General features: G+C 37.1%; 20 protein-coding genes, 1 tRNA gene and 1 pseudogene. 16 read left to right on the top strand and 6 right to left on the bottom strand.

Going from position 1 to position 23,966, the window contains the following annotated elements; translation table 11 throughout:
- Positions 1-37 precede the first annotated feature (37 nt).
- The 4 genes from IGJ66_RS10690 to IGJ66_RS10675 form a co-directional block, all read right to left on the bottom strand.
- Complete coding sequence (locus tag IGJ66_RS10690; protein WP_067482913.1) at positions 38-460, bottom strand: VOC family protein; 423 nt, start codon at positions 458-460, stop codon at positions 38-40.
- Between the two features lie 663 nt (positions 461-1,123).
- Positions 1,124-1,196, bottom strand: a tRNA-Lys gene (locus IGJ66_RS10685).
- Positions 1,197-1,781: 585 nt separating this feature from the next.
- A complete protein-coding gene (locus IGJ66_RS10680) occupies positions 1,782-3,080 on the bottom strand; it encodes a PTS sugar transporter subunit IIC (RefSeq protein ID WP_067482912.1) in 1,299 nt (432 codons plus the stop codon).
- 12 nt (positions 3,081-3,092) lie between these two features.
- Positions 3,093-3,710, bottom strand: coding sequence for a hypothetical protein (locus IGJ66_RS10675; protein WP_067482911.1), 618 nt, complete (start codon positions 3,708-3,710; stop codon positions 3,093-3,095).
- A 44-nt stretch (positions 3,711-3,754) separates the two neighbouring features.
- Here IGJ66_RS10675 and IGJ66_RS10670 point away from each other — a divergent pair, with 44 nt between their 5' ends.
- The 10 genes and pseudogenes from IGJ66_RS10670 to IGJ66_RS10625 all read left to right on the top strand — a co-directional run bounded on the left by IGJ66_RS10670 (position 3,755) and on the right by IGJ66_RS10625 (position 14,385).
- The gene (locus IGJ66_RS10670; RefSeq protein ID WP_067482909.1) at positions 3,755-4,447 is read left to right on the top strand and encodes a MurR/RpiR family transcriptional regulator; all 693 of its coding nucleotides are present in this window, start codon (positions 3,755-3,757) and stop codon (positions 4,445-4,447) included.
- A gap of 472 nt (positions 4,448-4,919) precedes the next feature.
- Complete coding sequence (locus tag IGJ66_RS10665) at positions 4,920-5,486, top strand: DUF1836 domain-containing protein (RefSeq protein ID WP_430616596.1); 567 nt, start codon at positions 4,920-4,922, stop codon at positions 5,484-5,486.
- A complete protein-coding gene (locus IGJ66_RS10660; RefSeq protein WP_067482905.1) occupies positions 5,479-6,339 on the top strand; it encodes a DegV family protein in 861 nt (286 codons plus the stop codon). The genes IGJ66_RS10665 and IGJ66_RS10660 overlap by 8 nt, the downstream gene beginning before the upstream one ends.
- An 84-nt stretch (positions 6,340-6,423) precedes the next feature.
- A complete protein-coding gene (locus IGJ66_RS10655) occupies positions 6,424-7,104 on the top strand; it encodes an MIP/aquaporin family protein (protein WP_067482903.1) in 681 nt (226 codons plus the stop codon).
- Between the two features lie 157 nt (positions 7,105-7,261).
- Positions 7,262-8,260: pseudogene (locus IGJ66_RS10650) on the top strand (IS30 family transposase).
- Between the two features lie 527 nt (positions 8,261-8,787).
- Positions 8,788-9,492, top strand: a complete 705-nt coding sequence (gene yycF / locus IGJ66_RS10645; RefSeq protein ID WP_067482900.1) for a response regulator YycF — start codon at positions 8,788-8,790, stop codon at positions 9,490-9,492.
- A gap of 3 nt (positions 9,493-9,495) precedes the next feature.
- Positions 9,496-11,331: a cell wall metabolism sensor histidine kinase WalK gene (walK, locus tag IGJ66_RS10640; RefSeq protein ID WP_067482899.1), complete on the top strand. Its 1,836-nt coding sequence runs from the start codon at positions 9,496-9,498 to the stop codon at positions 11,329-11,331.
- Complete coding sequence (locus IGJ66_RS10635; RefSeq protein ID WP_075491266.1) at positions 11,328-12,647, top strand: YycH family regulatory protein; 1,320 nt, start codon at positions 11,328-11,330, stop codon at positions 12,645-12,647. Before walK ends, IGJ66_RS10635 begins: the two co-directional genes overlap by 4 nt.
- Positions 12,648-13,520, top strand: coding sequence for a two-component system regulatory protein YycI (locus IGJ66_RS10630; RefSeq protein ID WP_271027079.1), 873 nt, complete (start codon positions 12,648-12,650; stop codon positions 13,518-13,520).
- Positions 13,521-13,575: 55 nt separating this feature from the next.
- Entirely contained in the window at positions 13,576-14,385 is an 810-nt protein-coding gene (locus IGJ66_RS10625) for an MBL fold metallo-hydrolase (RefSeq protein WP_067482895.1), read from the top strand.
- Positions 14,386-14,651: 266 nt separating this feature from the next.
- Here IGJ66_RS10625 and IGJ66_RS10620 read toward each other — a convergent pair whose 3' ends face one another.
- The gene (locus tag IGJ66_RS10620) at positions 14,652-15,281 is read right to left on the bottom strand and encodes an NAD(P)-dependent oxidoreductase (RefSeq protein WP_430616595.1); all 630 of its coding nucleotides are present in this window, start codon (positions 15,279-15,281) and stop codon (positions 14,652-14,654) included.
- Between the two features lie 147 nt (positions 15,282-15,428).
- Here IGJ66_RS10620 and IGJ66_RS10615 point away from each other — a divergent pair, with 147 nt between their 5' ends.
- From IGJ66_RS10615 to IGJ66_RS10605, 3 genes are all read left to right on the top strand, one after another.
- Complete coding sequence (locus IGJ66_RS10615; protein ID WP_086270683.1) at positions 15,429-16,178, top strand: MurR/RpiR family transcriptional regulator; 750 nt, start codon at positions 15,429-15,431, stop codon at positions 16,176-16,178.
- A gap of 190 nt (positions 16,179-16,368) precedes the next feature.
- Positions 16,369-17,700 carry a PTS sugar transporter subunit IIC gene (locus IGJ66_RS10610; RefSeq protein WP_067482886.1) on the top strand — a complete coding sequence of 444 codons (1,332 nt, stop codon included), beginning with the start codon at positions 16,369-16,371 and terminating at the stop codon, positions 17,698-17,700.
- A 36-nt stretch (positions 17,701-17,736) separates the two neighbouring features.
- Positions 17,737-19,170: a 6-phospho-beta-glucosidase gene (locus tag IGJ66_RS10605; protein ID WP_067482885.1), complete on the top strand. Its 1,434-nt coding sequence runs from the start codon at positions 17,737-17,739 to the stop codon at positions 19,168-19,170.
- A gap of 57 nt (positions 19,171-19,227) precedes the next feature.
- On the opposite strand, the gene IGJ66_RS10600 is transcribed toward IGJ66_RS10605, so the two are convergent.
- Positions 19,228-19,881 (bottom strand): CPBP family intramembrane glutamic endopeptidase, encoded by a 654-nt coding sequence (locus tag IGJ66_RS10600; protein ID WP_067482884.1) that lies wholly within the window; start codon positions 19,879-19,881, stop codon positions 19,228-19,230.
- Between the two features lie 235 nt (positions 19,882-20,116).
- Here IGJ66_RS10600 and groES point away from each other — a divergent pair, with 235 nt between their 5' ends.
- The 3 genes from groES (at position 20,117) to IGJ66_RS10585 (ending at position 23,861) form a co-directional block, all read left to right on the top strand.
- The gene (groES, locus tag IGJ66_RS10595) at positions 20,117-20,401 is read left to right on the top strand and encodes a co-chaperone GroES (RefSeq protein WP_067482883.1); all 285 of its coding nucleotides are present in this window, start codon (positions 20,117-20,119) and stop codon (positions 20,399-20,401) included.
- Between the two features lie 40 nt (positions 20,402-20,441).
- A complete protein-coding gene (gene groL / locus IGJ66_RS10590; RefSeq protein ID WP_067482882.1) occupies positions 20,442-22,067 on the top strand; it encodes a chaperonin GroEL in 1,626 nt (541 codons plus the stop codon).
- Positions 22,068-22,448: 381 nt separating this feature from the next.
- A complete protein-coding gene (locus IGJ66_RS10585) occupies positions 22,449-23,861 on the top strand; it encodes a PTS sugar transporter subunit IIC (protein WP_067482880.1) in 1,413 nt (470 codons plus the stop codon).
- Positions 23,862-23,966: the final 105 nt, after the last annotated feature.

Genomic DNA, 23,966 nt, shown 5'->3' with positions numbered 1-23,966 from the left:
ACAAAGAGAAAGTTACCTAGTTGAAAGAATGGATGGACTAGTCCTCCTCTAATGGAAGATTGACCATCCAGTTAATTCCGTAGCGGTCGGTGAATGTTCCATAAAGTTTTGCCCAAAAGGTGGGCTCTAAAGGCATAGTGACTTCTCCGGCCTCACTTAATTGTTGGAAAAGCTGCTTGGTTTCTGCTGGGGTTGTTGTCTGAATGACTAAAGCTACATTATTACCGTTAACAACAGGAGCGGACATTCCTTCTGGTGTGTCAGAAAACATAACTCGTGTTCCATAAATCATCAGACTAGCATTTAAAACAAGCTGTTTCTGTTCTTCCGGGATAGAAAAATCAGGTGAACTAGGCATATCTCCAAAAGTTGTCAGGTCGGTACAAGTCACTGAGAAGATTTCTTCGTAAAAATGGATTACTTCTTTTGCTTGATTAGTAAAGGTTAAATAGATGTCCATGGTGGTTCCTCCTAAAGGTTTTTCTGCAGAGTAAAATCTAGTTTGAGTTACTTAAAGTGGATGCCTACGTGACAACGAACAGCTGACAAAGCGACAGTCTGTATTTCATACTTCAAAGCTTAAATGAGTTATTAATGGAAAGCAAACGTTACGCTGTCTGCTGAAAAAGAAAAGGAACAACTAGTTTAAAAACAGTAGTGATTCAAATGAAGGTAAGTCTTTTGGGGAACGAAAAGAATTAACCAATTGAGCGCTAAATCAATGCCGCATCTTCTTATCCTATACTCAGTTTAAATTAGTAGAAAACCGCTGGAAGACAATTGCTTTAGTAACGGCCTGTGAAAAATATCAATACTTATTGAGATCGATGATTAAGAGTCATTTCATTAGCTAGAAATATAACGCTGAACAAGGTGTTTCTACTATAAATATGTATTTATTTGGAAAATGAGAATAGCAGTTAAAGCTAAAATGAGGAAGGATAAGCAGAAAATTAGGAATAGAAGTTTTAATGAATTAGATTCTTTGCGTAGTATTAAGTTGAAAAAAGTAAGTAGCTTATCTGATTTTTATGCTCGAAAACAAAAAAAGAGAATGCGCAGTCTGTCTTCCAAACGTCCGAAGACGCCGACAAACTACCATTCTCGTGGGTTTGGCACCCAATGGGCCGTGAGGGGCTCGAACCCGCGACCCGCTGATTAAGAGTCAGCTGCTCTACCAACTGAGCTAACGGCCCGTACCAAAAGTACTTAATAATATTAGCACTAAGCGTTTTAAAATGCAAGAAGACATAGAAAAAAATCAAAGAAAAGTTTACAAGGTTAGAGAATTTTTTTCATAGTTTATTCATAATTTCTGGCTATTATATAAGCATACCAACAAAAGAAAGTTCTTAATAAAAGAACGAACCCTAACACTTTTTCATTTTTACTCCTTTCCCGCCGATTTTTCGGCGGGCCTCTTATTTCTTAACGAGAATAAAAACAAGCATGCTTTGGCTGGCGTGCTTGTTTTTTTGTGGAAAATAAGCAAGAGTCTGGACTATTACTGCCAATTTGCTAGTTTTTTTAAACTTATTTTAGCAAAATTAACAGTATAGCTGAGGTATGCTAATCTTCAGTAGATCCTAAACTTAGATCATTTTGTCTGCAGCATCAGCAGTTATGCTAAAAAAGGCAGTTATTCATTTTGTGACACGAGCTATCCTCTCTCAAAAGAATGTTTGGAAGGATAGCTCGTAAAATTCATAATAAATTTTCGATTTCAAAAGATACAAAGGAATCTTTTAGGGTTAAGCAAATCGGGTAAACAAAGTTGTTTATTATTCTTCATTCACCAGTTTCGTCTTGTTATTTTCCATCACTTTGAAAAATGGGTAATAGATGACAGCACTGATAAGAATTAGTACGAGACAAAAGACAATATTTCGCCAATCCATACTTGAAAGATACGCCTGCGCAAAAAACGGTGTGAAGGACGGATCTACGATAAATCCTAGACCAATCAATCCCAGTTTTTGAGCAAAATAGGTTAGTAATAAAGAGACGATTGGCGTAACTAAAAATGGAATTGCCAAAATTGGATTGAAAACAATGGGTAAACCGAAAATAATTGGTTCATTTATGGAACAAATTCCAGGAATAATCGATAGTTTTCCAATCGTACGATATTCTGAAACTTTGCTACGCATCATTAAAATGACTAAACCAAGTGTTCCACCAGCACCACCTAAAACAGAGATGCGGAACATTTGTAGATTCATAAGATGGGTCATCGTTTCGCCATTAGACATTTGCTCGGCATTCAGTCCAGTTTGTGCCATCCCCAAAGTAAAGACGATTGGAAAAATAATTGATGAGCCGTTAATTCCAAATAACCATAAGATATTTCCTAAAGTAACTATTAACAGGAACCCGCCAAGACTCCCAGCAATGTCAGTTGCAGGTGTTAGCACGCTCATAATTGTTTCTGGGAAAATCTTTTTAGTTGTACTCAAGAAGAGTAAGTTAATTCCATAAAAAAGAATGATATTCGTCAATAGAGGGACCAAGGTGTTGATAAAGGTTGCTACCATGGGTGGTACGGTATCTGGTAATTTTAATTTAATATCTTTTACTTCAAATAATCGATTGATTTCAACAACCAGAAGTCCAATGATAATAGCCACAAATAATCCATTTGTTCCTAAATAATTTAAATTTATCGTTCCGTCTGTCACAGGTGTGCATACCATTAGAAAAATAACTGTTGCGACCATACCGTTCATAGATGGATTGATTTTGTATTCACTAGCAAGAGAAAAAGCAATCCCAAAAACACTAATTAGTCCGATAAGTCCCATAGTTAAATTGTACGGTGCAGTAATCAAATCATAATTTGCAACTGCGAAATCCTTCCAGCCTGCCATAAATTTCAGGAAAAAATTGGCTGTTTCGGGAGTATATTGATCTAAGTTGATAGGTGGGTTAGCAAAAATCAGAAAAAAAGAACCAATTACAATAAACGGTAAACCAAACATCATACCACTAGAAATTGCTTTAAGATGTCGCTGATTCCCAATTTTTGCAGCAATAGGGCTAAGCATGTCGTTGAGTTTTGTAATGATCGTAGAATTTTCCATAAAATTTCCCCCTTATACTTGCCAAGGATTAAAAACAAAGGTACTTGGAACCACGTGCGTTGGATCATATTTCTCTATGATTGCTTCATATTGTTCTTTGTAGTTGTTAGTTACTTTTGCTTGTGGAACCACTTTACTGGCTTCATGTAAGAAATGTTCTGAACCTCGTCCCATTTCTTGGCCACGAGTTGTATGCTTGTCGAGTGCGATATCTGGAATTTCAGGTACATAGCCCATGGCAAAACTCTTTATCACAATATTTTTGAGTAAATCAGATGAACGATCTTTTTCTGACTCGCACAAGTAACGAATGGCATGAAAGAAAAACATTGCACGATCTGATTCATTATATTGAAACTCTTTACGCATCATGTTCAAGTTATTAATCATGATTGCAGCCATTGAATTTCCCATTCCAACATCTTCCACACTGATAGCTAATAATCGACGCCATAATTTTTCTTCAAATTGCGGTGAAGTGATGTACATCTCATAGGCAAATTCACAGGCTTCTTTTTCTTTTCCTCTACGAATAGATTTTTGTAACGCGGAAATAACTTCGTCCCCTCGCAAACCATTTCTAGTAACCATTTTCGCCCAAGGGTCTTGAATAAACTGTTTTTCTGTCATAATATAATACTCCTAACTAAAGAATTGAATTTGAGGTGAACCTGTTGAATACGGAAACGCTAATTGAAAAATATCAGTTGAATGATTCAGAAGCTGCTGTTTTGCGATTTATGGATAAAAACCGTGAAACATTAAAAAATTTAGGTATTCGTGACGTAGCAAAAGAAACGTATGTCTCAACTGCAACGATTGTTAATATGGCAAAAAAGATTGGTTATTCTGGTTATAGTGAACTAGTTTTTGCTTATGGAAACAAGCAGTCTTCAAACAATTTCTCAAGTACTTTCTCAAGTGCCGACAGAGATACGTTCGTCCACTTGCTATCCGCCTATCGCGAAAAAAGAATCATGATTTTAGGATCAGGTTTTTCTCAAAATATCGCCAATCATTTTTCTGAAACATTTAATCTTTATGGATTTCGTGCAACAGCTAACAGTCACTTAGAATTTCTTCGCGAAAATGTTGAAAAAGATGTTCTGATTATTATTATTTCGAATTCTGGCGATACTTTTCGTTTAACAGAACTTGCAGAAATGGCAAAAAATCATCGAATCGATGTAATTGCCTTTGTTGGCGAAAAAAATTCTCGAATTGGACAGTTAGCAACGTTAACAATTAGTACAGAGACATATACAGCACAGGTTTTGTCAGAATATCAACCTAATCTTTTCTTTGGAACAGCATTAAATCAATTCGAACAATTACTAAGTGAAGCGTTAAAATCGATCTTTGAGTAGAAGAACGAGGTGGCCACTGTTTCTTCATTTCTTAGTATAAATATTGGGCTTGGAATTGTAAGGGGTTTCCTTGAGTTGTGAACATGTTTGTTAATTTATAAACGTGTTTAGAGGAAGCGGGTAGATCACAAAAAGTCCATTTGCTTAATATAGATGAAAATCGGATACATTTACTGTGCTTAATGTACAACTGTTAAAAATATATTTTGTAAAAAAATGTTCTTTCTTCGCGCATTTTGGTGAAAGTATCAATGAAGTCCGGCTAGAAGTTTTCTATATTAATAAAAATGATTGACCTAAAATTCTGAAAAGGATTTTGGGTCAATCATTTTTGCTGTTCGAGACGATGGTTCACGTTGTTCAAATTTTTTGTGTAATGAAAATTAAGAAAGTATCTAGTTTTAAAAACTAGATTGAATGTTTTTGATAACTTTGATATGATGTGGATGAAATTAGAAAAGGAGACGAACTAATGGAAAAAATGCGTGAACAATTAGTTGCGTGGGGAACAGATATTGAAACCTTTCGTTTGCCGCGTTGGGAAGAATTACCCGATTTAGAATTATACATGGATCAGGTAATCACTCTGATTGATCGTTATCTATCACCGATTATCCAAGGCGAAAAGCATCCATTATTGACGTCCTCAATGGTCAATAATTACGTCAAGCAAGGCTTGATTCCGGCGCCAATCAAAAAACGTTACAATAAGCGACATGTTGCTTTTTTAATCGCGATTACAACTTTGAAACAAGTTTTGACAATTCCAGAAATCAAAGATGGAATTTTGTTTCAAGGAAAAGTGATTGGTATTCGTGAAGCCTATAATTTATTTTGTGAAGAACAAGAAGCAGCGATTCATTTAATCAGTCAACAAGCACAAGGAAAAGAGCAAGCACCACTCATTTTAAATCAAACAATGGCAGTCGAAATGATTGCTGTCAAAACGGCGACATTATCTTTTGCCTTAAAATTACTTGCAGAAAAAACAATTATGTTAGAAACAGATTATCTAAAAGAGGAGAAACCAAATGAATAAAGAAAAAATTGCAATTTTAGTCGATTCAGGTACAGATGTTCCGGCAGAATTGATGGAACAATATCAGATGTATATGATTCCTTTGAAAATTATTTATTCAGATCGTGAATATATTGATAAGGTAGACATTACCCCAGAAGAGATTTATGAAAAGTTACCAACAGAAATTCCAGGAACTTCACTACCTGATGGTGAAACGATTACTGCTATTTTTGATCAAATCAAAGCAGATGGGTACGAAAAAGTGCTAGCAATTACAATTTCTAGTGGCTTATCTGGCACCTATAATGTTGTGCGATTGATTGCTGAACAACAAACGGCGTTAGAAACGTATATCCTTGATACAAAAAATATTGGAATTGGTGCGGGTTTCTCAGCTATTCAGGCAGCAAAATGGCTTGAAGAGGGAGTGAACTGGCAAACATTGATTAACAAATTGGAAACTCTAGTGAAGCAAACGAAAGTGTTTTTCAATGTAGCGACACTTGAATACTTACAAAAAGGTGGTCGAATTGGTTTAGTTGCATCCATTTTAGGAACAGCTTTGAAATTGAATCCAATCATTTCATGTAATGAGGAAGGAATCTATTACACGGTTGCTAAAGCCAGAGGTCGCAAAAAAAGTCTGGATAAAACTGTAGCGTTAATTAAAGAGCGAGTAGGAGATGCAAAAGTTTTCAATTTGGCTGTCGCACATGGAGCTGCGGAAGAGGAAGCGCATGCAATGGAAGCAAGGTTGCGCCAAGAGTTTCCACAAGTGCAACAAATGTATTTTGGCCAAATTTCACCGGCTCTCGTAGTTCATACTGGACCTGGTTTATTAGGTGTAGGTGTTCAAATTTTGGAAGCCTGATTGAAAAATATGTCTCATAAATGTAAATCCTTGGAAATTTTCAAGAAAATGATATAATTGCAAGGAAAGGGGATGTATTTTTTTATGAAAAAAGGTATCGCAGAATTTATTGGCACTTATATTCTAGTCTTTGTTGGGACTGGCGCAGCCGTACTAGGCGGAGGAGCAGAAGGGATTGTTGGGATTGCTGGCATCGCGTTAGCATTTGGTTTAACAATTGTTGCAGCAGCTTACAGTATTGGTACTGTGTCTGGCGCTCATTTGAATCCAGCTGTTTCGATTGCAATGTGGATGAATAAAAGAATTTCAGTTACTGAATTAGTTTATTATATCGTAGGTCAAGTTGTTGGGGCATTTGCAGCTTCATTAACATTATCTGGTTTGCTTGACTCAGCAGGTAAAAGTGTTGAAAATTTAGGACAAAATGTTTTTGAAATGGGTACAGTAGGTGCATTATCAGTTGAAATTATTTTAACTTTTATCTTTGTATTAGTTATCATGACTGTTACCAGCCAAACAAAAGGAAACAGCAGCTTAGCTGGTCTAGTGATTGGTTTGTCATTAACATTGATTCACTTCGTTGGGATTCCATTAACAGGAATGTCAGCTAACCCAGCACGTAGTTTAGCACCAGCTGTTTTAGTTGGTGGTCAAGCGTTAGAACAAGTTTGGGTATTTATCGTTGCGCCAATCGTAGGTGGGATTCTTGCAGCACTTGTTGCAAAATATCTATTAAATACTGAAAACGATAGCGTAGAAGCTTAAGCCTTCTTCAAAGAAAAGTCAGGACAGAAATGTTCTGGCTTTTTTTAGTAGCTTGAATTGTCAAATTAAGTGCAACAGTTGATTACAAAAAAAGACTCATAGCTAAAATCCAGTTAAAATAGGTTTGTCTAGAACACTATTTGAAAGGAAGATAGCTATGAGCCACTATAACCATCTTACAATACTCGAGCGAGAAAACATATTTTTATTCTTCAATCAAGGAAGGTCTATACGTTCCATTGCTTCTCTTATGAAGCGTAGCCCTTCTACAATATCTAGAGAACTTAAACCTAATACAAAAAATACTACGTATTCTCCTGTGCTTGCTCAAACTATATATTCTTATAGAAAACAGAACTGTGGGCGAAAATTACTCTTGTCTAACAACAGGATCTGGACTATCGTTCGAAGATTATTTGTAGAAGAACAATGATCTCCTGAAGAAATTTCTCATCGTTTAAAAAGTGAACGAACTGGTATTGCTATAAGCTACACGACAATTTATCGTGGTATTTATAATGGACTTTTTGAAACAGAGCCTCTAAGCCATGGAAATCGAGGATTGGTTCGTTCACTTAGACACCGCGGAAAAACAAGACATGCCAAACATCATGTTGAGAGAAGAGGAAAAATCCAGATATCCAACACGATTCATGAACGACCCGATTCTGCCAACGACCGCTCTGAAATTGGTCATTGGGAGGCTGATACAGTAGCTGGGAAGACGGGTGGTGCTTGCCTAGTTACATTGACTGACCGTAGGTCGAGATATCTATTAGGTGGAAAAATTGAGAAGAAACTATCCCTATTTGTTAAGGACAAGTTCATTGAATTATTTTCCTCTATCCATCCTAGTCGAGTGAAATCAATCACTCCTGATCGTGGAAAAGAGTTTTCAAAACATTCAGAAATCACGAAAGCTCTTAATGGTGTTCCTTTCTATTTTCCTGATCCGCATGCGCCTTGGCAACGAGGGACAAATGAGAACACCAATGGTTTACTCAGAGAGTATTTACCAAAAAATAAAGAGATGGGTAGTGTTACTGATGAAACAATTGATCAATATATTCTTAAATTAAATTTACGGCCAAGAAAATGTTTACACTGGAAAACACCCTACGAAATATTTTTTGGAGTAACGTTGCACTTAATTTGACAATTCAATAGATAAAAAATTGGGGAAATGATTCATTTTTTGAAAGAGTAATTTATATTTAATTCTTTTTATATGATATCAAAATCAATTTATTTAAAATAAGGAACAGTTACCACAAAAATAGGAAACTATTTTGTGTTTGTGTTCCTTGTTTTTTTGTGGGCTTGAACGCTTTGTGCCACAACCTTATGTACGGTGTTCCCAAAGTAGCTTCTTCGGTAATAAGACCTCTTTTCTTAAAAATATGGAAAGCTATTTTTAGAAAAGATTCCTTATTACTTGAAGCTAACCACTTTGTGCCACAACCTTATGTACGGTGTTCCCAAAGCAACTCCTCGAAATAATTCACAACTGTCCAAAAATATGAAAAGCTATTTTTGTCAGTTGCTCATTATTTTTTCGAAGCTAAACGCTTTGCGCCACAACCTTTTTAAGTTTCCATTTCATTTCAAAAGCAAGGATGAAACAAATCTCGAAATACGGTATAATGAAAAGGTATGACAATAATAAAAAAGAGGTGGCTCTTTATGAAGAAAATTTTAGTTGTCGATGACGAAAAGCCGATTTCGGATATCGTTAAGTTTAATTTAACAAAAGAAGGTTACGATGTTTACACTGCGTACGATGGCGAAGAAGCCTTAGAAAAAGTCGAAGAGGTAGTACCTGATTTGATTTTATTAGATTTGATGTTACCAAAAATGGATGGGCTAGAAGTAGCACGAGAAGTTCGTAAAACTTATGACATGCCGATCATCATGGTAACTGCAAAAGATTCTGAAATTGATAAAGTTTTAGGATTAGAACTTGGTGCGGATGACTACGTGACAAAACCGTTTTCGAATCGAGAATTGGTAGCTCGTGTCAAAGCCAATTTACGTCGTGGCGCAGCAGCTGCAAAAGAAGTGGAAGAGGTAACACCATCAGAACTAACAATTGGTGATTTAACAATCCACCCAGATGCTTACATGGTAACGAAACGTGGCGAAACAATTGAGTTGACACATCGTGAGTTTGAGTTGCTTTTCTATCTAGCAAAACATATTGGACAAGTAATGACACGTGAGCATTTACTACAGACTGTTTGGGGTTACGACTATTTTGGTGATGTCCGAACAGTTGATGTTACTGTACGTCGTTTGCGCGAAAAAATCGAAGATAATCCAAGTCACCCGAACTATTTAGTTACGCGTCGTGGCGTCGGTTACTACTTGCGTAACCCAGAACAGGAGTAATCAATGAAGAAAAAGGTCCGCTTTTTTCGATCAGTCAATTTTAAAATCGCCATTACATTTATTTTGATTTTATTGATTTCGATTGAAATTATTGGTGCGTATTTTATACGTGGTTTGGAGCGCTCCACGATCAACACTTTTATCAAAGATATGAATCAGACAGTTGTCTCATTAGCTTCAACAATTAGTCCTGAACTTAGTCGAAAAGATACGGCAGATCCAGATGAGGTCAATGCGAATATCAAACGTTTTATCGAAAATAGTGCTTCAAGCGATATTATCGAAATTCGTGTGGTTGACGAAAAAGGGATCATTCGGGGGACAACGGATGTAAGTGAACAAAGTTCTATCGGTAAGAAAAATGATTATGTAGCCGTTGATGATTTTACTACTAAACGTTATGTCGCACTTGATTCAGATGACAAGCGGGTAAATATTAATGTTCAGCCTATTCTGTCCCCGACCGGCGATGCCGTCATCGGGGCTCTTTACGTCAAAAGTGATATTGAACAAAAGTACTCAGAAATTAGTAACACAGCGATTATCTTTTTCACGGCTTCTCTGATTGCGGCATTCATTTCCATGATTGTGTCGGTCTTAGTTGCACGTTCGATTACACAACCAATTGGCGAAATGCGCGAACAAGCTATCCGCATTGCGCGGGGTGACTATAGTCGAAAAGTAAAAGTCCATGGACAAGATGAATTGGGGCAATTGGCAGATACTTTTAACCAGTTGGCTGAACGAATCGAAGAAGCACAAGATACGATGGAAGCTGAACGAAATCGGTTGGATAGTGTCCTTTCGCATATGACGGATGGGGTCATTGCAACCGATCGTCGAGGAAAAGTCATTACGATTAACGATATGGCTTTATCGTTGTTAGATATTAAAAATGAAGAGGCAATTGGTCAGTCTATTTTGACCTTGCTTGACATCGAAGAAGAATATACGTTGCGTAAATTATTAGAGAATCCAGATGAAATGGTTCTCGATCGTTCAACAGGCTCCACTGAAAGTGACCAAATGATTTTACGCGTTGATTTCTCCATGATTCGTCGTGAATCAGGCTTTATTAGTGGTCTGGTAGCTGTCTTACATGATGTAACTGAGCAAGAAAAGACAGAACGTGAACGTCGTGAGTTTGTTTCCAATGTTTCCCATGAACTACGCACACCGCTAACAAGTATGCGTAGCTATATTGAAGCGTTGAGCGAAGGCGCGTGGCAAGACGAAGAAATTGCACCGAACTTTTTGAAGGTCACTTTAGATGAAACAGACCGAATGATTCGGATGATCAATGACTTATTGAATCTTTCTCGAATGGACACGGGAAACACACAGCTGCAATTAGAATACGTCAATTTTAATGAGCTAATCAATTTTGTACTTGATCGTTTCGATATGATGGTTGGTAATCAAGAAAAAAAATATGCGATTCGCCGTGAATTTACCCAACGAGATCTCTGGGTTGAAATAGATACTGACAAAATCATACAAGTAATCGACAATATCATGAATAACGCTATTAAATATTCTCCTGATGGAGGAACGATTACTTGCCGTCTGTTAGAAACACATAATAACGTTATTCTAAGCATAACTGACCAGGGGCTAGGTATCCCTAAAAAAGATTTGACTCGAGTATTCGAGCGTTTTTATCGTGTAGACAAAGCTCGGGCACGTGCTCAAGGCGGAACAGGTCTTGGCTTAGCGATTTCGCGTGAAGTAGTTAAGGCACACCGAGGCGCCATTTGGGCAGAAAGTAAAGAAGGTCAAGGTTCGACTTTCTATATTTCATTACCATATGAACCATATGAGGAGGACTGGTGGGAATGAAAATTTCAGGGAAAATCATCCGGATTGGACTAGTTTTGATGGTTGCACTGAGTTTATATTTCTCCTATGTCATCTGGCTAAGTCCTGCTGGAAAAGAAACAGTGAATGTTGACGAAACGAGTTCACAAGTGATGACTGAATCACAATCAAATCGAAAATCTTCAGAAATTTTTTTACCACTACACGTGACGTGGGTCCAAGGAGAAAATATCCAAGAAACAAATAGTGAAAACTTAGTTTCGCGCCTGCAAACAGTAATCGGTAAAGCTCGTTTTGGTAAGCTTTCAGAAGTGGTTACAGGAGATAAAACTGAATTTGATCAGAAAAAGGAACTTTCGGAAGGCTTTGAGTTAACTTATCTAGCACCATTTTTGTTACAAGAATATATCCAAGCATTTGGGTTGAACTTAGATGTAAGTAATCTATCTGATGATACAGAGATGATTTCTTTTACTTGTATTCAGTTTGATGAAAAAAATAAAAAAATTCGTTTCTTGGATTTTGTTCATCAAACGATTTATGAAGCTAACCTTTCTTTAAATTGGGAAGACATCAAAAAAGAGTTATCTTTTGATGAAAATAAATGGACTAAAATGTCTAAAAAAACATCTGTGATTGCTCATCAATATGATACAGAATCACCAATCAAGTTAAAAAAATACAGTTATATTTTATCGCAACAACCGTACACACTTTTTCGAAATGCTTTCTTTCAATCCCCAGATGAAGTGAAAAATAATGATGAAAGTAGCGAACTGATTTTTTATGGTGGCAATGAAACGATGACAATTCATTCTGCCAGTCAAGTTGTAGATTTTCGTGGAGAGTTATCTGATACAAATAATAACGGAAATATTTACTCGAAAAGTTTTCCATACATTAGTAAAATTGGCAGCAACTTAGGAAATCTTCATTATTTTGATCGTACGGATAATCAAATTGACTATCGGATTTTTGTTGAAGGATTCCCAGTGTTTGGCACGGATAGTAAAGGCAAAGTTGGTATAACGATTAATGGTGAAGCTACTGAAAAAACGCAAGTTAACATTCAGACCAGCTTAAATGCAATCCAAGTACCTATTCCTTCAGACGAGTCAGTGGAATTGGCTAGTACGGCAGACGTTATTCAACAATTAGTTACCCATGGTGCGGAAAAGGAAGAACTTGAATCAGTCATTATTGGTTACACGTGGCAAAATATCAAAGAAACGAACCGGGTCGTAGACTTGTTACCAGAATGGTATGTGAAATATCAAGGGAATTGGTACTCCGCCAGTGAGTTGTCTAACAAACTAGCTGAAATGGGGGCGAACTAAGTGGACTTTAAAAAAATTGAATGGATTTTTTTCCTAGCTTTCTTAGGCCTCAATGTTTTTTTATTCAGCAGTTATCACGAGGCAATGAATCAAGAAAACAATGTGATACGTTCAGACCAAACAGAATCGCTGCAAAATCGTCTAGCTAGTGATGATATTTCTTATTCAGGAAATATTTCTTCTGAGAGTAAACAGGGATACTATTTAAGTGCCGAACAAAGCGATCTTGGTACGGTCTTAGCACAACACCGAAAGAAGAATCCAACAGGGCTACTTCGTAGTGGAATCACTTTTGATGGGCTGTCGACTTTAACGAAGACGTTCACTGCTGAAGAATCTGAAAAGTACAAAATCGACAACAAACAGACCAAACATTCGATTACAGAATTTTTGAATAGTCAAAATAACGTACTTTATGGTGATGAATATGAATTTATGTCGAATTTCTCCACATTAGAAGGAAATTCACTAGAAATTGAAGCAAGCCAGTCCTATGAAGGAATCCCATTTCATGACGATACTGCTGAAATCAATTTTATAGTGGAAAAAGACGAGGGTGTTTATAAACTGACGAAATATACCCAGACGCACTTAACAAACATTGAACAGCTACGTGAAAAAATGGATCTATATTCAGAAGAGGAAGCAATCCAAACGCTTTATGTGAATAATAAGATTCCTAGTTCTTCAAAAATTTTGTGGCGTCAACTTGCTTATTCTTGTATCGTGAAGGTTCGTGAAAAAAATGTATATGTTCCAATTTGGTATGTGGCTATTGAAACGAGTGATAAAAGTGTTCAAATTGAATCAGTCAACGCATTCAGTAATACGATTGTGACAAATAATGTAGTTCCAAAAGTGGAAGATAATTAAAAAAGTAGGTATAATGAAAAAAGTTTACAGTGTGAAGAAGGGAAGTAATAAATAAATGGTCGAAGAAAAACCAGCTTTTAAAATCAGTATCCTTGCGAGTGGGAGTTCAGGAAACTCACTTTATTTAGAAAGTGAGAAGAAACGACTATTGGTGGATGCAGGTCTTAGCGGGAAAAAAATTACTTCCTTGATGGCTCAAATTGATCGTAAACCTGAAGATTTAGATGGCATTCTAGTAACGCATGAACATCGAGATCACATTCATGGTGTAGGTGTGCTGGCGCGGAAATATCATTTAGATGTGTATGCCAATGAAAAAACGTGGGAAGCAATGTCGCCATTGATTGGCAATGTCCCCGTCGAGCAAAAACATTTATTTGAAATGGGAAAAGTCCAAACTTTTGGGGATGTAGATATTGAAAGTTTTGGTGTTTCGCATGATGCGGCTGCGCCACAGTTTTATCGTATCTACAAAGAAAATCATTCATTTGTGATGCTAACAGACACTGGTTACTGTAGTGATTATATGCGTGGAATTATTGAAAATGCGGACGGCTATCTAATGGAAAGTAATCACGATTTAGAAATGTTGCGAATGGGTTCTTATCCTTGGAATTTAAAACAACGAATTTTGGGAGATCGTGGTCATTTATCAAATGAAGATGGTGCATTAGTGATGACTGATGTAATTGGTAATCGAACAAAACGCATCTATTTAGGTCATTTGAGTAAAGAAAACAACTTGAAAGAGTTGGCGCATTTGACGATGGAAAATACGTTAAAAGAAAAGGATTTTGGTGTGGGTTCTGATTTTGATGTGTACGATACGGATCCTGATCAGGCGACGGAATTGTTTTCGATTTAAAAAGGTTGTGGCACAAAACGTTCAGCTCCGACTAGATAGCGAACAGTCATTCAAAATAGCTTTCCATATTTTGATATGGATGCAAGCTATATCGAGGAGCTGTTTTGGGAACACCGAAGGTAAAGATTGTGGTGTAAAACGTTAAGTAACAATCTGCTTTCTAGCAATCTGCTTTCTATTAAGAACATAAAGTATTCATTCCAAATAAAAAAGGTGCAATCGGTTATTTTTAGCTAACCGGTTGCACCTTTTTTATTTTAACTGCTTTATTGGCTCACGACACTAACATGCTCATTCTCATGTTTATCTGCCAGTACTTCGTCAATCAAAGCAATGGCATAGTCTGCCATACTGACAACGCTTTCTCCCTGTGCATTCTTATGAAGAAAGTCATCATCTAGTTGATATTTTCCTGTTCGTTCGCCTGTTGGATTGAAGAACGCAGCTGGACTGATATAGGTCCAACGAAGTCCTTTTGTGTCTTTTAAATGAACAAGTGCTTGCGACATATGGAAAGCTGTTGGATAAAAAGGTGCGTCTTCTGGTACTTGGTCAATCATACGAGTTGTTTTTTCTGGATCAATAAATAGAGAAGAAGCACCACCAACGACAAGTAAACGAGTCGAAGTATTCGCTAAAATTTTTGCTAAGTGTGCAAGGGATGTTTGATGCATTTCTTCCTTACCTACAGGTGCATTGAACGCATCAACAACAACGTCAAAAGGAGCAAGGTCTTCAGTCGTCAAATCGTATAAATCCTTTTCAATAAATGGAACAGTTACTGTTAATTTTTTGGCATTTCTGACAATGGCTGTAACGTCAAGATGACGAGCAAGAGCCTCCTTCAAAATCAATGAACCTGCGTGACCAGTTACGCCAATAATTGCTATTTTCATCAAAAAACCTCCTATCATTTCCTTTATTGTATGAAGTTATGTCACTTGGGTCAAAGAATTGGTTTTTTATAGAAGATTTCAACACCAGACTTTCTTTTATAATTATTGCTCTGTTATAATTAAAAGATAATGAAAGGAGGGGGAGCCGTGTTTGAAGCAGAAAAAATCAAGCAACTGAATGAGCTGGAGATGATTGTTTATAATTACTTGATTGCTCATTTAGAAGAAGTGTCAAAAATGACGATTCGTCAATTGTCAGATGCATGCCATGTGTCAACTTCGACGATTTTACGTTGCTGTAACAAATTGGGCTTACAAGGCTTTTCTGAGCTGAAATTTGCAATAAAAAATTATCAAACACAAGCAAAACAACAGATGTTTGAACAATTTTATGATGCAACGGTTCAGGTAGATTCTTTTTTGAAAAAGGTCAATAATGAAAGTTATCGAATCGTTTTGGAGCAAGCAGTCCAAATGATTTTAGAAGCCCGTCATGTTGCTTTTTCTGGAATTGGTACAAGTGGTGTCCTTGGATTATATGGTAGTCGTTATTTTATCAATTTAGGGTTGAATGCCTATAGCATCACTGATCCGTTTGCTCCAGTCCCTTCTCGCGGATTAGAAAGTACACTAGCAATCATTTTGTCTGTATCAGGTGAAACGGTTGAAATGATTGAAAAAACAGAGGATTTTAAACGCTACGGTGCAAAAGTTCTTAGTATTACAAATGATGAAACCTCGACGATTGCTCGTTTGGCAGACTATAATTTGTCTTATTATATGCCAGAAACAAGAGGAAAAGAGGAATCGCTAAACCTGACAACACAAGTTCCGGTGGTGACTTTATTAGAAATGTTAGCGCAAAAAGCGAGTCAAGAAATAGAAAGAGCGCATTAGCCTGTTTTTTTTGTTGGAACATGTTCCTGCAGAAGGCTAAGCTCTTTTTTTCTTTGTACAGGTTAGTTATAGTTATATATGTAAACGGATACAAAAAAGAAAGGAGTATAGAATAGGATTTATTGGATGAAATGCACTTATTTTTTATTGGATGATTTTTTTAATTTAACTGGATAAGGAGAGAAGTATTATGAATGAATGGATTAATGAGAAAGTTTTACCTCCGGTTTTAAAATTTGTTAATACGAAACCTATTACTGCGTTACGTAATGGGATGTTATACACAATGCCGTTCACAATTGTTGGCTCGGTTTTCTTACTACTTGCTAACTTCCCCGTCACAGCAGTTTCAGAGTGGGTCAACAATTCTGGACTCGCAGTTTATTTTAACCAAGCGTATGGTGCTTCATTTGCTATTATGGCAATTTTTGCAGTAGTTGGGATTGCTTATTCTTACGTCAAAGATGAAGGCTTTGAAGGGCTACCAGCAGGGATGATCGCATTGGTTATCTTTTTACTAACTATGCGTTCAGATGTGACGGATGCAGAATCTGGTGTTGTAATTGGTAACGTAATTGATAAAGGTTGGACTGGTGGTCAAGGGATGATCAGTGCAATCTTGGTTGGTCTGTTTGTTGGTTGGGGCTACACTTGGTTCCTAAAAAGAGATATTCGAATCAAATTGCCAGAGCAAGTGCCGGATAACGTAGCAAACTCATTTACAGCGTTGATTCCAGCAGCTGTTTTGATTACCTTTGCAATGCTTGTATATATTTTCTTTGATGCAGTCTTCAGCACAACAATGATTCAATGGATTTATGAAGTAATCCAAAGCCCAATGCAAGGTGTAACAGATTCACTTGGTGGTGCGTTGATGCTTGGTTTCTTAGTTCCATTCTTATGGTTCTTTGGAGTACATGGTTCAACAATTGTTGGTGGGATCATGGGACCAATCTTACAAGCAAACTCATTAGCAAACACAGAGATTCTTGAATCTGGTAAAGCATTGACCGTTGCAAATGGTGGACATATTGTTACGCAACAATTCTTAGACCAATTCATGACAGTAACAGGTGCTGGGATGACGATTGGTGTTGTGATGTTCATGGTTTTCTTTGCAAAATCAGCACAGTTCAAACAGCTTGGACGTTTATCTTTAGCTCCAGCTATCTTTAACATTAACGAACCAATTATTTTTGCAACACCAATCGTAATGAATCCGATTATGGCGATTCCATTTATTGCGACACCAGTTGTTTCTGGTGTGATTACTTACTTCGCTTTGTATACAGGATTAGTTCCATTGTTTACAGCTGTACAAGTACCATGGACAACACCACCAATTATTTCAGGATTTTTAGTAGGTGGCTGGCAAGCGGCGTTGTTACAAACATTTGTTTTAGCAATTGGTTTCTTTATCTACTTACCATTCGTGAAGAAAATTGATGCAATGAACTATGCACAAGAAAACGATCTTTCTTTTGCAGAAGCAGATCAATTAGAAGAATCACAAGTTTTATAAACGATTTTACAAATTAACGAGAAATGAGTCGATCGTATGAGCGTGTTGAGAAAAGGATTTTTATGGGGCGGTGCAGTAGCAGCCCATCAATTAGAAGGTGGTTGGCAAGAAGGTGGCAAAGGTGTTAGTGTTGCTGATGTTATGACTGCTGGAAAAAACGGTGTGGCAAGAAAGATCACAGATGGTGTGATTGAAGGCAACTATTATCCTAATCATGAGGCAATTGATTTTTATCATCATTATAAGGAAGATGTTCGTTTATTTGCTGAATTAGGTTTGAATTGTTTTCGGACATCAATTGCCTGGAGCAGAATTTTTCCAAAAGGTGATGAATTAGAACCAAATGAAGCAGGGTTACAATTTTATGATGACCTATTTGATGAATGTCTAAAATATGGGATCGAACCGGTTATCACGCTTTCCCATTTTGAAATGCCTTATCATTTAGTAAAAGAATATGGTGGTTGGCGAAATCGAAAAATGATTGAATTTTTTACTCGGTTTGCGGAAACTTGTTTCACTCGTTACCAAGAGAAAGTGAAATACTGGATGACCTTTAATGAAATCAATAACCAAGCGAATTTTCACGAAGATTTTGCACCATTTACTAATTCGGGCATTCGTTATGAAGAAGGCGAAGATCGCGAAGCAATCATGTACCAGGCTGCACACTATGAATTAGTGGCAAGTGCGCAAGCGGTAGAAATCGGTCATCGGATTAATCCAGATTTTGAAATTGGTTGTATGATTGCCATGGTGCCAATCTATAGTTACTCATGTAGTCCCAATGATATGATGGCAGCAACAGTTGCGATGCAAAGACGTTATTGGTTTACTGACGTGCATTGTAAAGGTCGCTATCCAAGTTATATGGATGCGTACTTTAAACGAAAAGGATTTGAATTAGATCGAACAGCAGAAGATGCCCGTATTTTAAAGGTAGGGTGTGTCGACTATATCGGCTTTAGTTACTATATGTCGTTTGCAATCAAAGATCATGATAAAGCACCAACTTTTGACTATGATGAAGCAGCAGACTTAGTAGAAAATCCTTATGTGAAAGCATCTGACTGGGGATGGCAAATCGATCCTATGGGTTTGCGTTACGCAATGAACTGGTTCAATGAACGTTACGAAAAACCATTATTTATTGTGGAAAATGGGTTTGGTGCAATTGATGAGATTGGGGAAAGCGGACAAGTCGAAGATGATTATCGCATTGAGTATTTGCGAGAGCACATTGCTTCAATGAAAGATGCTGTTGAATATGATGGTATTGATTTAATGGGCTACACGCCATGGGGATTCATTGACTTGGTTTCTGCCGGGACAGGAGAAATGAAAAAACGTTACGGCTTTATCTATGTTGATAAGGACAACGAAGGAAATGGAACATTGGCAAGAAGCAAGAAAAAATCGTTTGATTGGTATAAGGAAGTTATTGCCACAAACGGTGAAACATTAAGCTAAAAAAACTGCGACAAAATCGTTTAAGATTTTGTCGCAGTTTTTAATTGAAAGCAAAAATTATTTTTGGATTAACAACTGTACAACGATGACCAATGTATTCATACCTACATGTGTAATCATTGAAGTCCAAATTCGACCAGTTGATTTATACAATAAACTAAAGAAGAAACCTAAGAAAAAGTAAACCAATAGATGACCATCTGCATGTGCAACAGCAAAAAGTAGAGAACTGATTACAGCACCTACCCAAAAATTCGAGTAGTGACTAACGAGTCCTAGAATACTACGACGAAAAACAAGCTCCTCCATGATTGGGCCACCAATAGTCGTTGCTAGAATAAATGCGGGTGCTTTTAAAATCATTTGGATGATGTTTTGCGTATTTTCAGATGGAGCGCTTTGACCAAATAAGAAAGTTTCGATTCCGACAGCCGCACCTTGTAAAAAGATTGCTATCAAAATACCACCTAATCCAAGTAAAATGATTTCAGGAACACTTGCTTTAGGGACATCTGCCTCTATTGTTAAAGGTTCCTTTTGTTTGAAGTACAAAAACAGCAGCAAAACTGCTCCTAGTAAATAAGTAATAGTCATGGCCGAAATCAAACCAGTCGAAGAGGTAACGATACCTGTGATTCTTAAAAGGACAGGTGAAACAAAGACTAAACCGTAGCAAAAAATGCTTAGTAGACTATATTTTTTTAATGACATGAAATTCCTCCTTACAGGCTCTTATAAAAGATGACTTACCTGTGTTAGTAGACAAGATTTATTGGTAATTATACCATACGAAAGTTGTTCGCCAATGAAAATAAAAAATCAGATTTCTTTGATTTAAAAAGCTTGCAAAAAAGGAGCAGAATGAGTATTATTAAAAATGTAGGTTAGCACTCGAAAGGTAAGAGTGCTAACGGAACTAAAAATCGTGTTATCGGAGGGATTTATCGTGTTAAAACCATTAGGTGACCGCGTCATCATCGAAGTCGCAAAAGAAGAAGAAAAAACTGTTGGAGGAATCGTCTTAGCTTCCTCTGCCAAAGAAAAACCACAAACTGGTAGAATCGTTGCGGTTGGTGAAGGCCGTTTATTAGAAAACGGTGAACAAGTTCCTGCCGCTGTTAAAGAAGGCGATCAAGTAATGTTTGAAAAGTATGCTGGAACAGAAGTGAAATTTGAAGGTAAAGAATATTTGATCGTTTCAGGTAAAGATATCATGGCGATCGTTGAGTAAAACAAGATAAACAAAATTTATTATTGAGGTGAAACCAATCATGGCAAAAGAATTAAAATTCGCAGAAGACGCACGCGCAGCAATGCTTCGTGGCGTAGATAAATTAGCTGATACAGTAAAAGTTACCTTAGGTCCAAAAGGCCGTAATGTTGTTTTAGAAAAATCTTATGGATCTCCATTGATTACTAATGACGGGGTAACAATTGCAAAAGAAATCGAATTAGAAGATCATTTTGAAAATATGGGTGCAAAATTAGTTTCTGAAGTTGCTTCAAAAACGAATGATATTGCTGGTGACGGTACAACTACTGCTACTGTTTTAACACAAGCAATCGTTCGTGAAGGCTTGAAAAACGTAACAGCCGGCGCTAATCCTTTAGGCATTCGTCGCGGAATTGAATTAGCTACAAAAGCGGCAGTAGAAGAATTACACAATATTTCAACAGTTGTTGATTCAAAAGAAGCAATTGCACAAGTTGCGGCTGTTTCTTCTGGTTCAGAACAAGTAGGTCATTTGATTGCGGATGCAATGGAAAAAGTCGGCAATGACGGTGTTATCACAATTGAAGAATCAAAAGGGATCGAAACAGAACTAGATGTTGTTGAAGGAATGCAGTTTGACCGTGGATACTTATCACAATACATGGTTACTGATAATGACAAAATGGAAGCTGTTTTAGATAATCCATATATCTTGATTACAGACAAAAAAATCTCAAATATTCAAGATATCTTGCCTTTATTAGAACAAATTTTACAACAATCTCGTCCATTATTAATCATTGCAGATGATGTAGATGGTGAAGCATTACCAACATTAGTATTGAATAAAATTCGTGGAACATTTAACGTAGTTGCTGTCAAAGCACCAGGATTTGGTGACCGTCGTAAAGCGATGCTTGAAGATATCGCTATTTTGACAGGTGGTACAGTAATCACTGATGATCTAGGTCTAGAATTAAAAGACGCAACTGTCGATAACTTAGGAAATGCTTCAAAAGTTGTTGTTGATAAAGACAATACAACAATCGTTGAAGGTTCTGGCGATAAAACAGCAATTGACGCACGCGTTCAATTGATCAAAAATCAAATTGCTGAAACAACTTCTGACTTTGATCGTGAAAAATTACAAGAGCGTCTAGCTAAATTAGCTGGCGGTGTTGCAGTAGTCAAAGTTGGTGCGGCGACTGAAACAGAATTAAAAGAATTGAAATTACGTATTGAAGATGCATTGAATGCTACTCGTGCTGCCGTAGAAGAAGGTATGGTTTCTGGTGGTGGTACTGCATTGGTAAATGTTATTGGAAAAGTTTCTGCAGTAGAAGCCCAAGGTGACGTAGCAACAGGAATTAAGATTGTTGTTCGTGCATTAGAAGAACCAATTCGTCAAATCGCGGAAAATGCTGGCTATGAAGGTTCAGTAATCGTTGATAAACTGAAAAATGTTGAACTTGGTACTGGGTTCAATGCTGCAACAGGCGAATGGGTAAACATGGTGGAAGCCGGAATCGTTGATCCAACAAAAGTAACTCGTTCTGCATTGCAAAATGCTGCTTCCGTTTCAGCATTGTTATTAACAACAGAAGCAGTTGTTGCAGATAAACCAGAACCAGCTGCACCTGCTGCTCCAGCAATGGATCCATCAATGATGGGCGGCATGATGTAATCACTACTTTCAATTCATAAAAATTGAAAGTATAACAAAAAAGAGGCACATCCTGTTCAAAAAGGGTGTGCCTCTTTTTTGTGCCTATTTTCTTTCGAGAAACAACATCTTAAAAAGAAATACGATTAAATTAGATGTAAAAAATTATCTGAGGAATAATTTTTATCTTCGTTCATATGGCTGCATAGCTTGCTGTTTGTTCTTACTAGAAAAAACTACAAGAAGTAGAAAAAATTTCTGTTGCTTTAGCTTAGTTATTAACTCTAAATAAACAAAAATCGTTTAGTAGGCACATATAAAAATATATGCTATATTTGTAATATCATTATAATGTATGCGCATACATTATAGGTGATGCAATTAAAACTTAGGAGGATGAAGATGGACGGATTGATGAAGTGGATGGAAAAATATATTTTACCTGTGGCAACAAAAATAGGGTCAGAAAAGCATTTAGTCGCCTTGCGAGATGCCTTTATTGGTACGATGCCAGCAACAATGGCTGGTGCAATCGCAGTTTTGCTTAATGCTTTCATGCGCGATTTTCCTAATACCTATTTAGGAGAGGGCAATGCAATTACAACCTTTTTTACACCTGTTATTGGTGTAAATGGATTGATTTGGAATGGAACATTGGCGATTATGGCAGTTGTGTTTGCACTTTCTTTAGGCGCAAATTTAGCAAAAGCGTATGAAGTTGATCCTGTGTCAGGAAGTATTGTTTCATTAGTCGCTTTTATCATCGGATTACCGGATGCCGCTACTGCAGTTTTGACATTACCAGAGAAGTTATCAGAAGAAGCTTCGACAATGATCACTACAGCAGGTGGAGTTCTTTCTGATGCTGCAGAAGGTGGCCAAACGCTCTCGATGGGCGCATGGGGTTATTTTAACTTTGGTAAGTATATGGGTGGATCGGGTCTTTTTACTGCAATGATCTTTGGATTTATTTCAGTCATTATTTTTGCTCTTTTAATTCGAAAAAACATTATTATCCGTATGCCGGACTCTGTACCACCGGCTGTTTCTAAGGCTTTTGCTGCAATCATCCCTGCAGTGGTTTCCTTGTATGTTGTTGGAATTATTAACTATTTATTCAAACAAACGGCTGGTGTTCCTTTAATCGACTGGATTTCTGAAGCAATCCAAAAGCCTTTAATGCATCTTTCACAGGGCTACGGCGCAGTATTTATCATTGTGCTACTTGTTCATGTTCTCTGGTTCTTTGGGCTTCATGGAACGAACATCATGTCACCAGTACTACAAACACTTTATGGAACTGCTATGGTTGAAAATACGAATGCTTTTCAAAATAATGAGCCAATTCCGTTTAAGTGGGTAGCCGGCTCTTTTGAAGCTTTTGTCTGGCCTGGTGGTGCAGGTGTGACTTTAGTATTAATTGTAATGATTCTTTTCTTATCAAAACGTGCGGATTATAAAACAGTTGGGAAACTAGGTATTGCTCCGGGTTTATTCAATATTAATGAACCAGTGATGTTTGGTTTGCCGGTTGTACTAAATCCGTTATTAATGATTCCGTTTATTTTAGCGCCTTTAGCTACTGCCACTATTGCATACTTCGCAACGATGGCGGGATTTGTAAGACCTGTAGTTGTCAATGTAATCTGGGTCATGCCAACGATTATTAGTGGTTTCTTAGCGACTGCTGGAGATTGGCGTGCCATTGTGTTGACGATTGTGAATTTGCTTGTAGCAGCATTGATTTGGGCACCATTTATTCTTGCGGCAAATAAGTTAGACCCTAATTTGGGAGAAACAAACGAAACAAACTGATTGCACTGAAAAAGTTGTTAATAAGTATAAAAATAATCCAAGCAAACAGTATTTCCAACTTGTTTGCTTGGATTTTATTTAACCAAAACTTTCCGCTTGCTCTGG

Origin of the sequence: Enterococcus sp. DIV0176 (assembly GCF_050528535.1) — a bacterium.
Lineage (GTDB): Bacteria > Bacillota > Bacilli > Lactobacillales > Enterococcaceae > Enterococcus_B > Enterococcus_B thailandicus.
The sequence above is the reverse complement of the archived record's forward strand: the minus strand, read 5'-3'. Positions and strand labels throughout refer to the sequence as shown.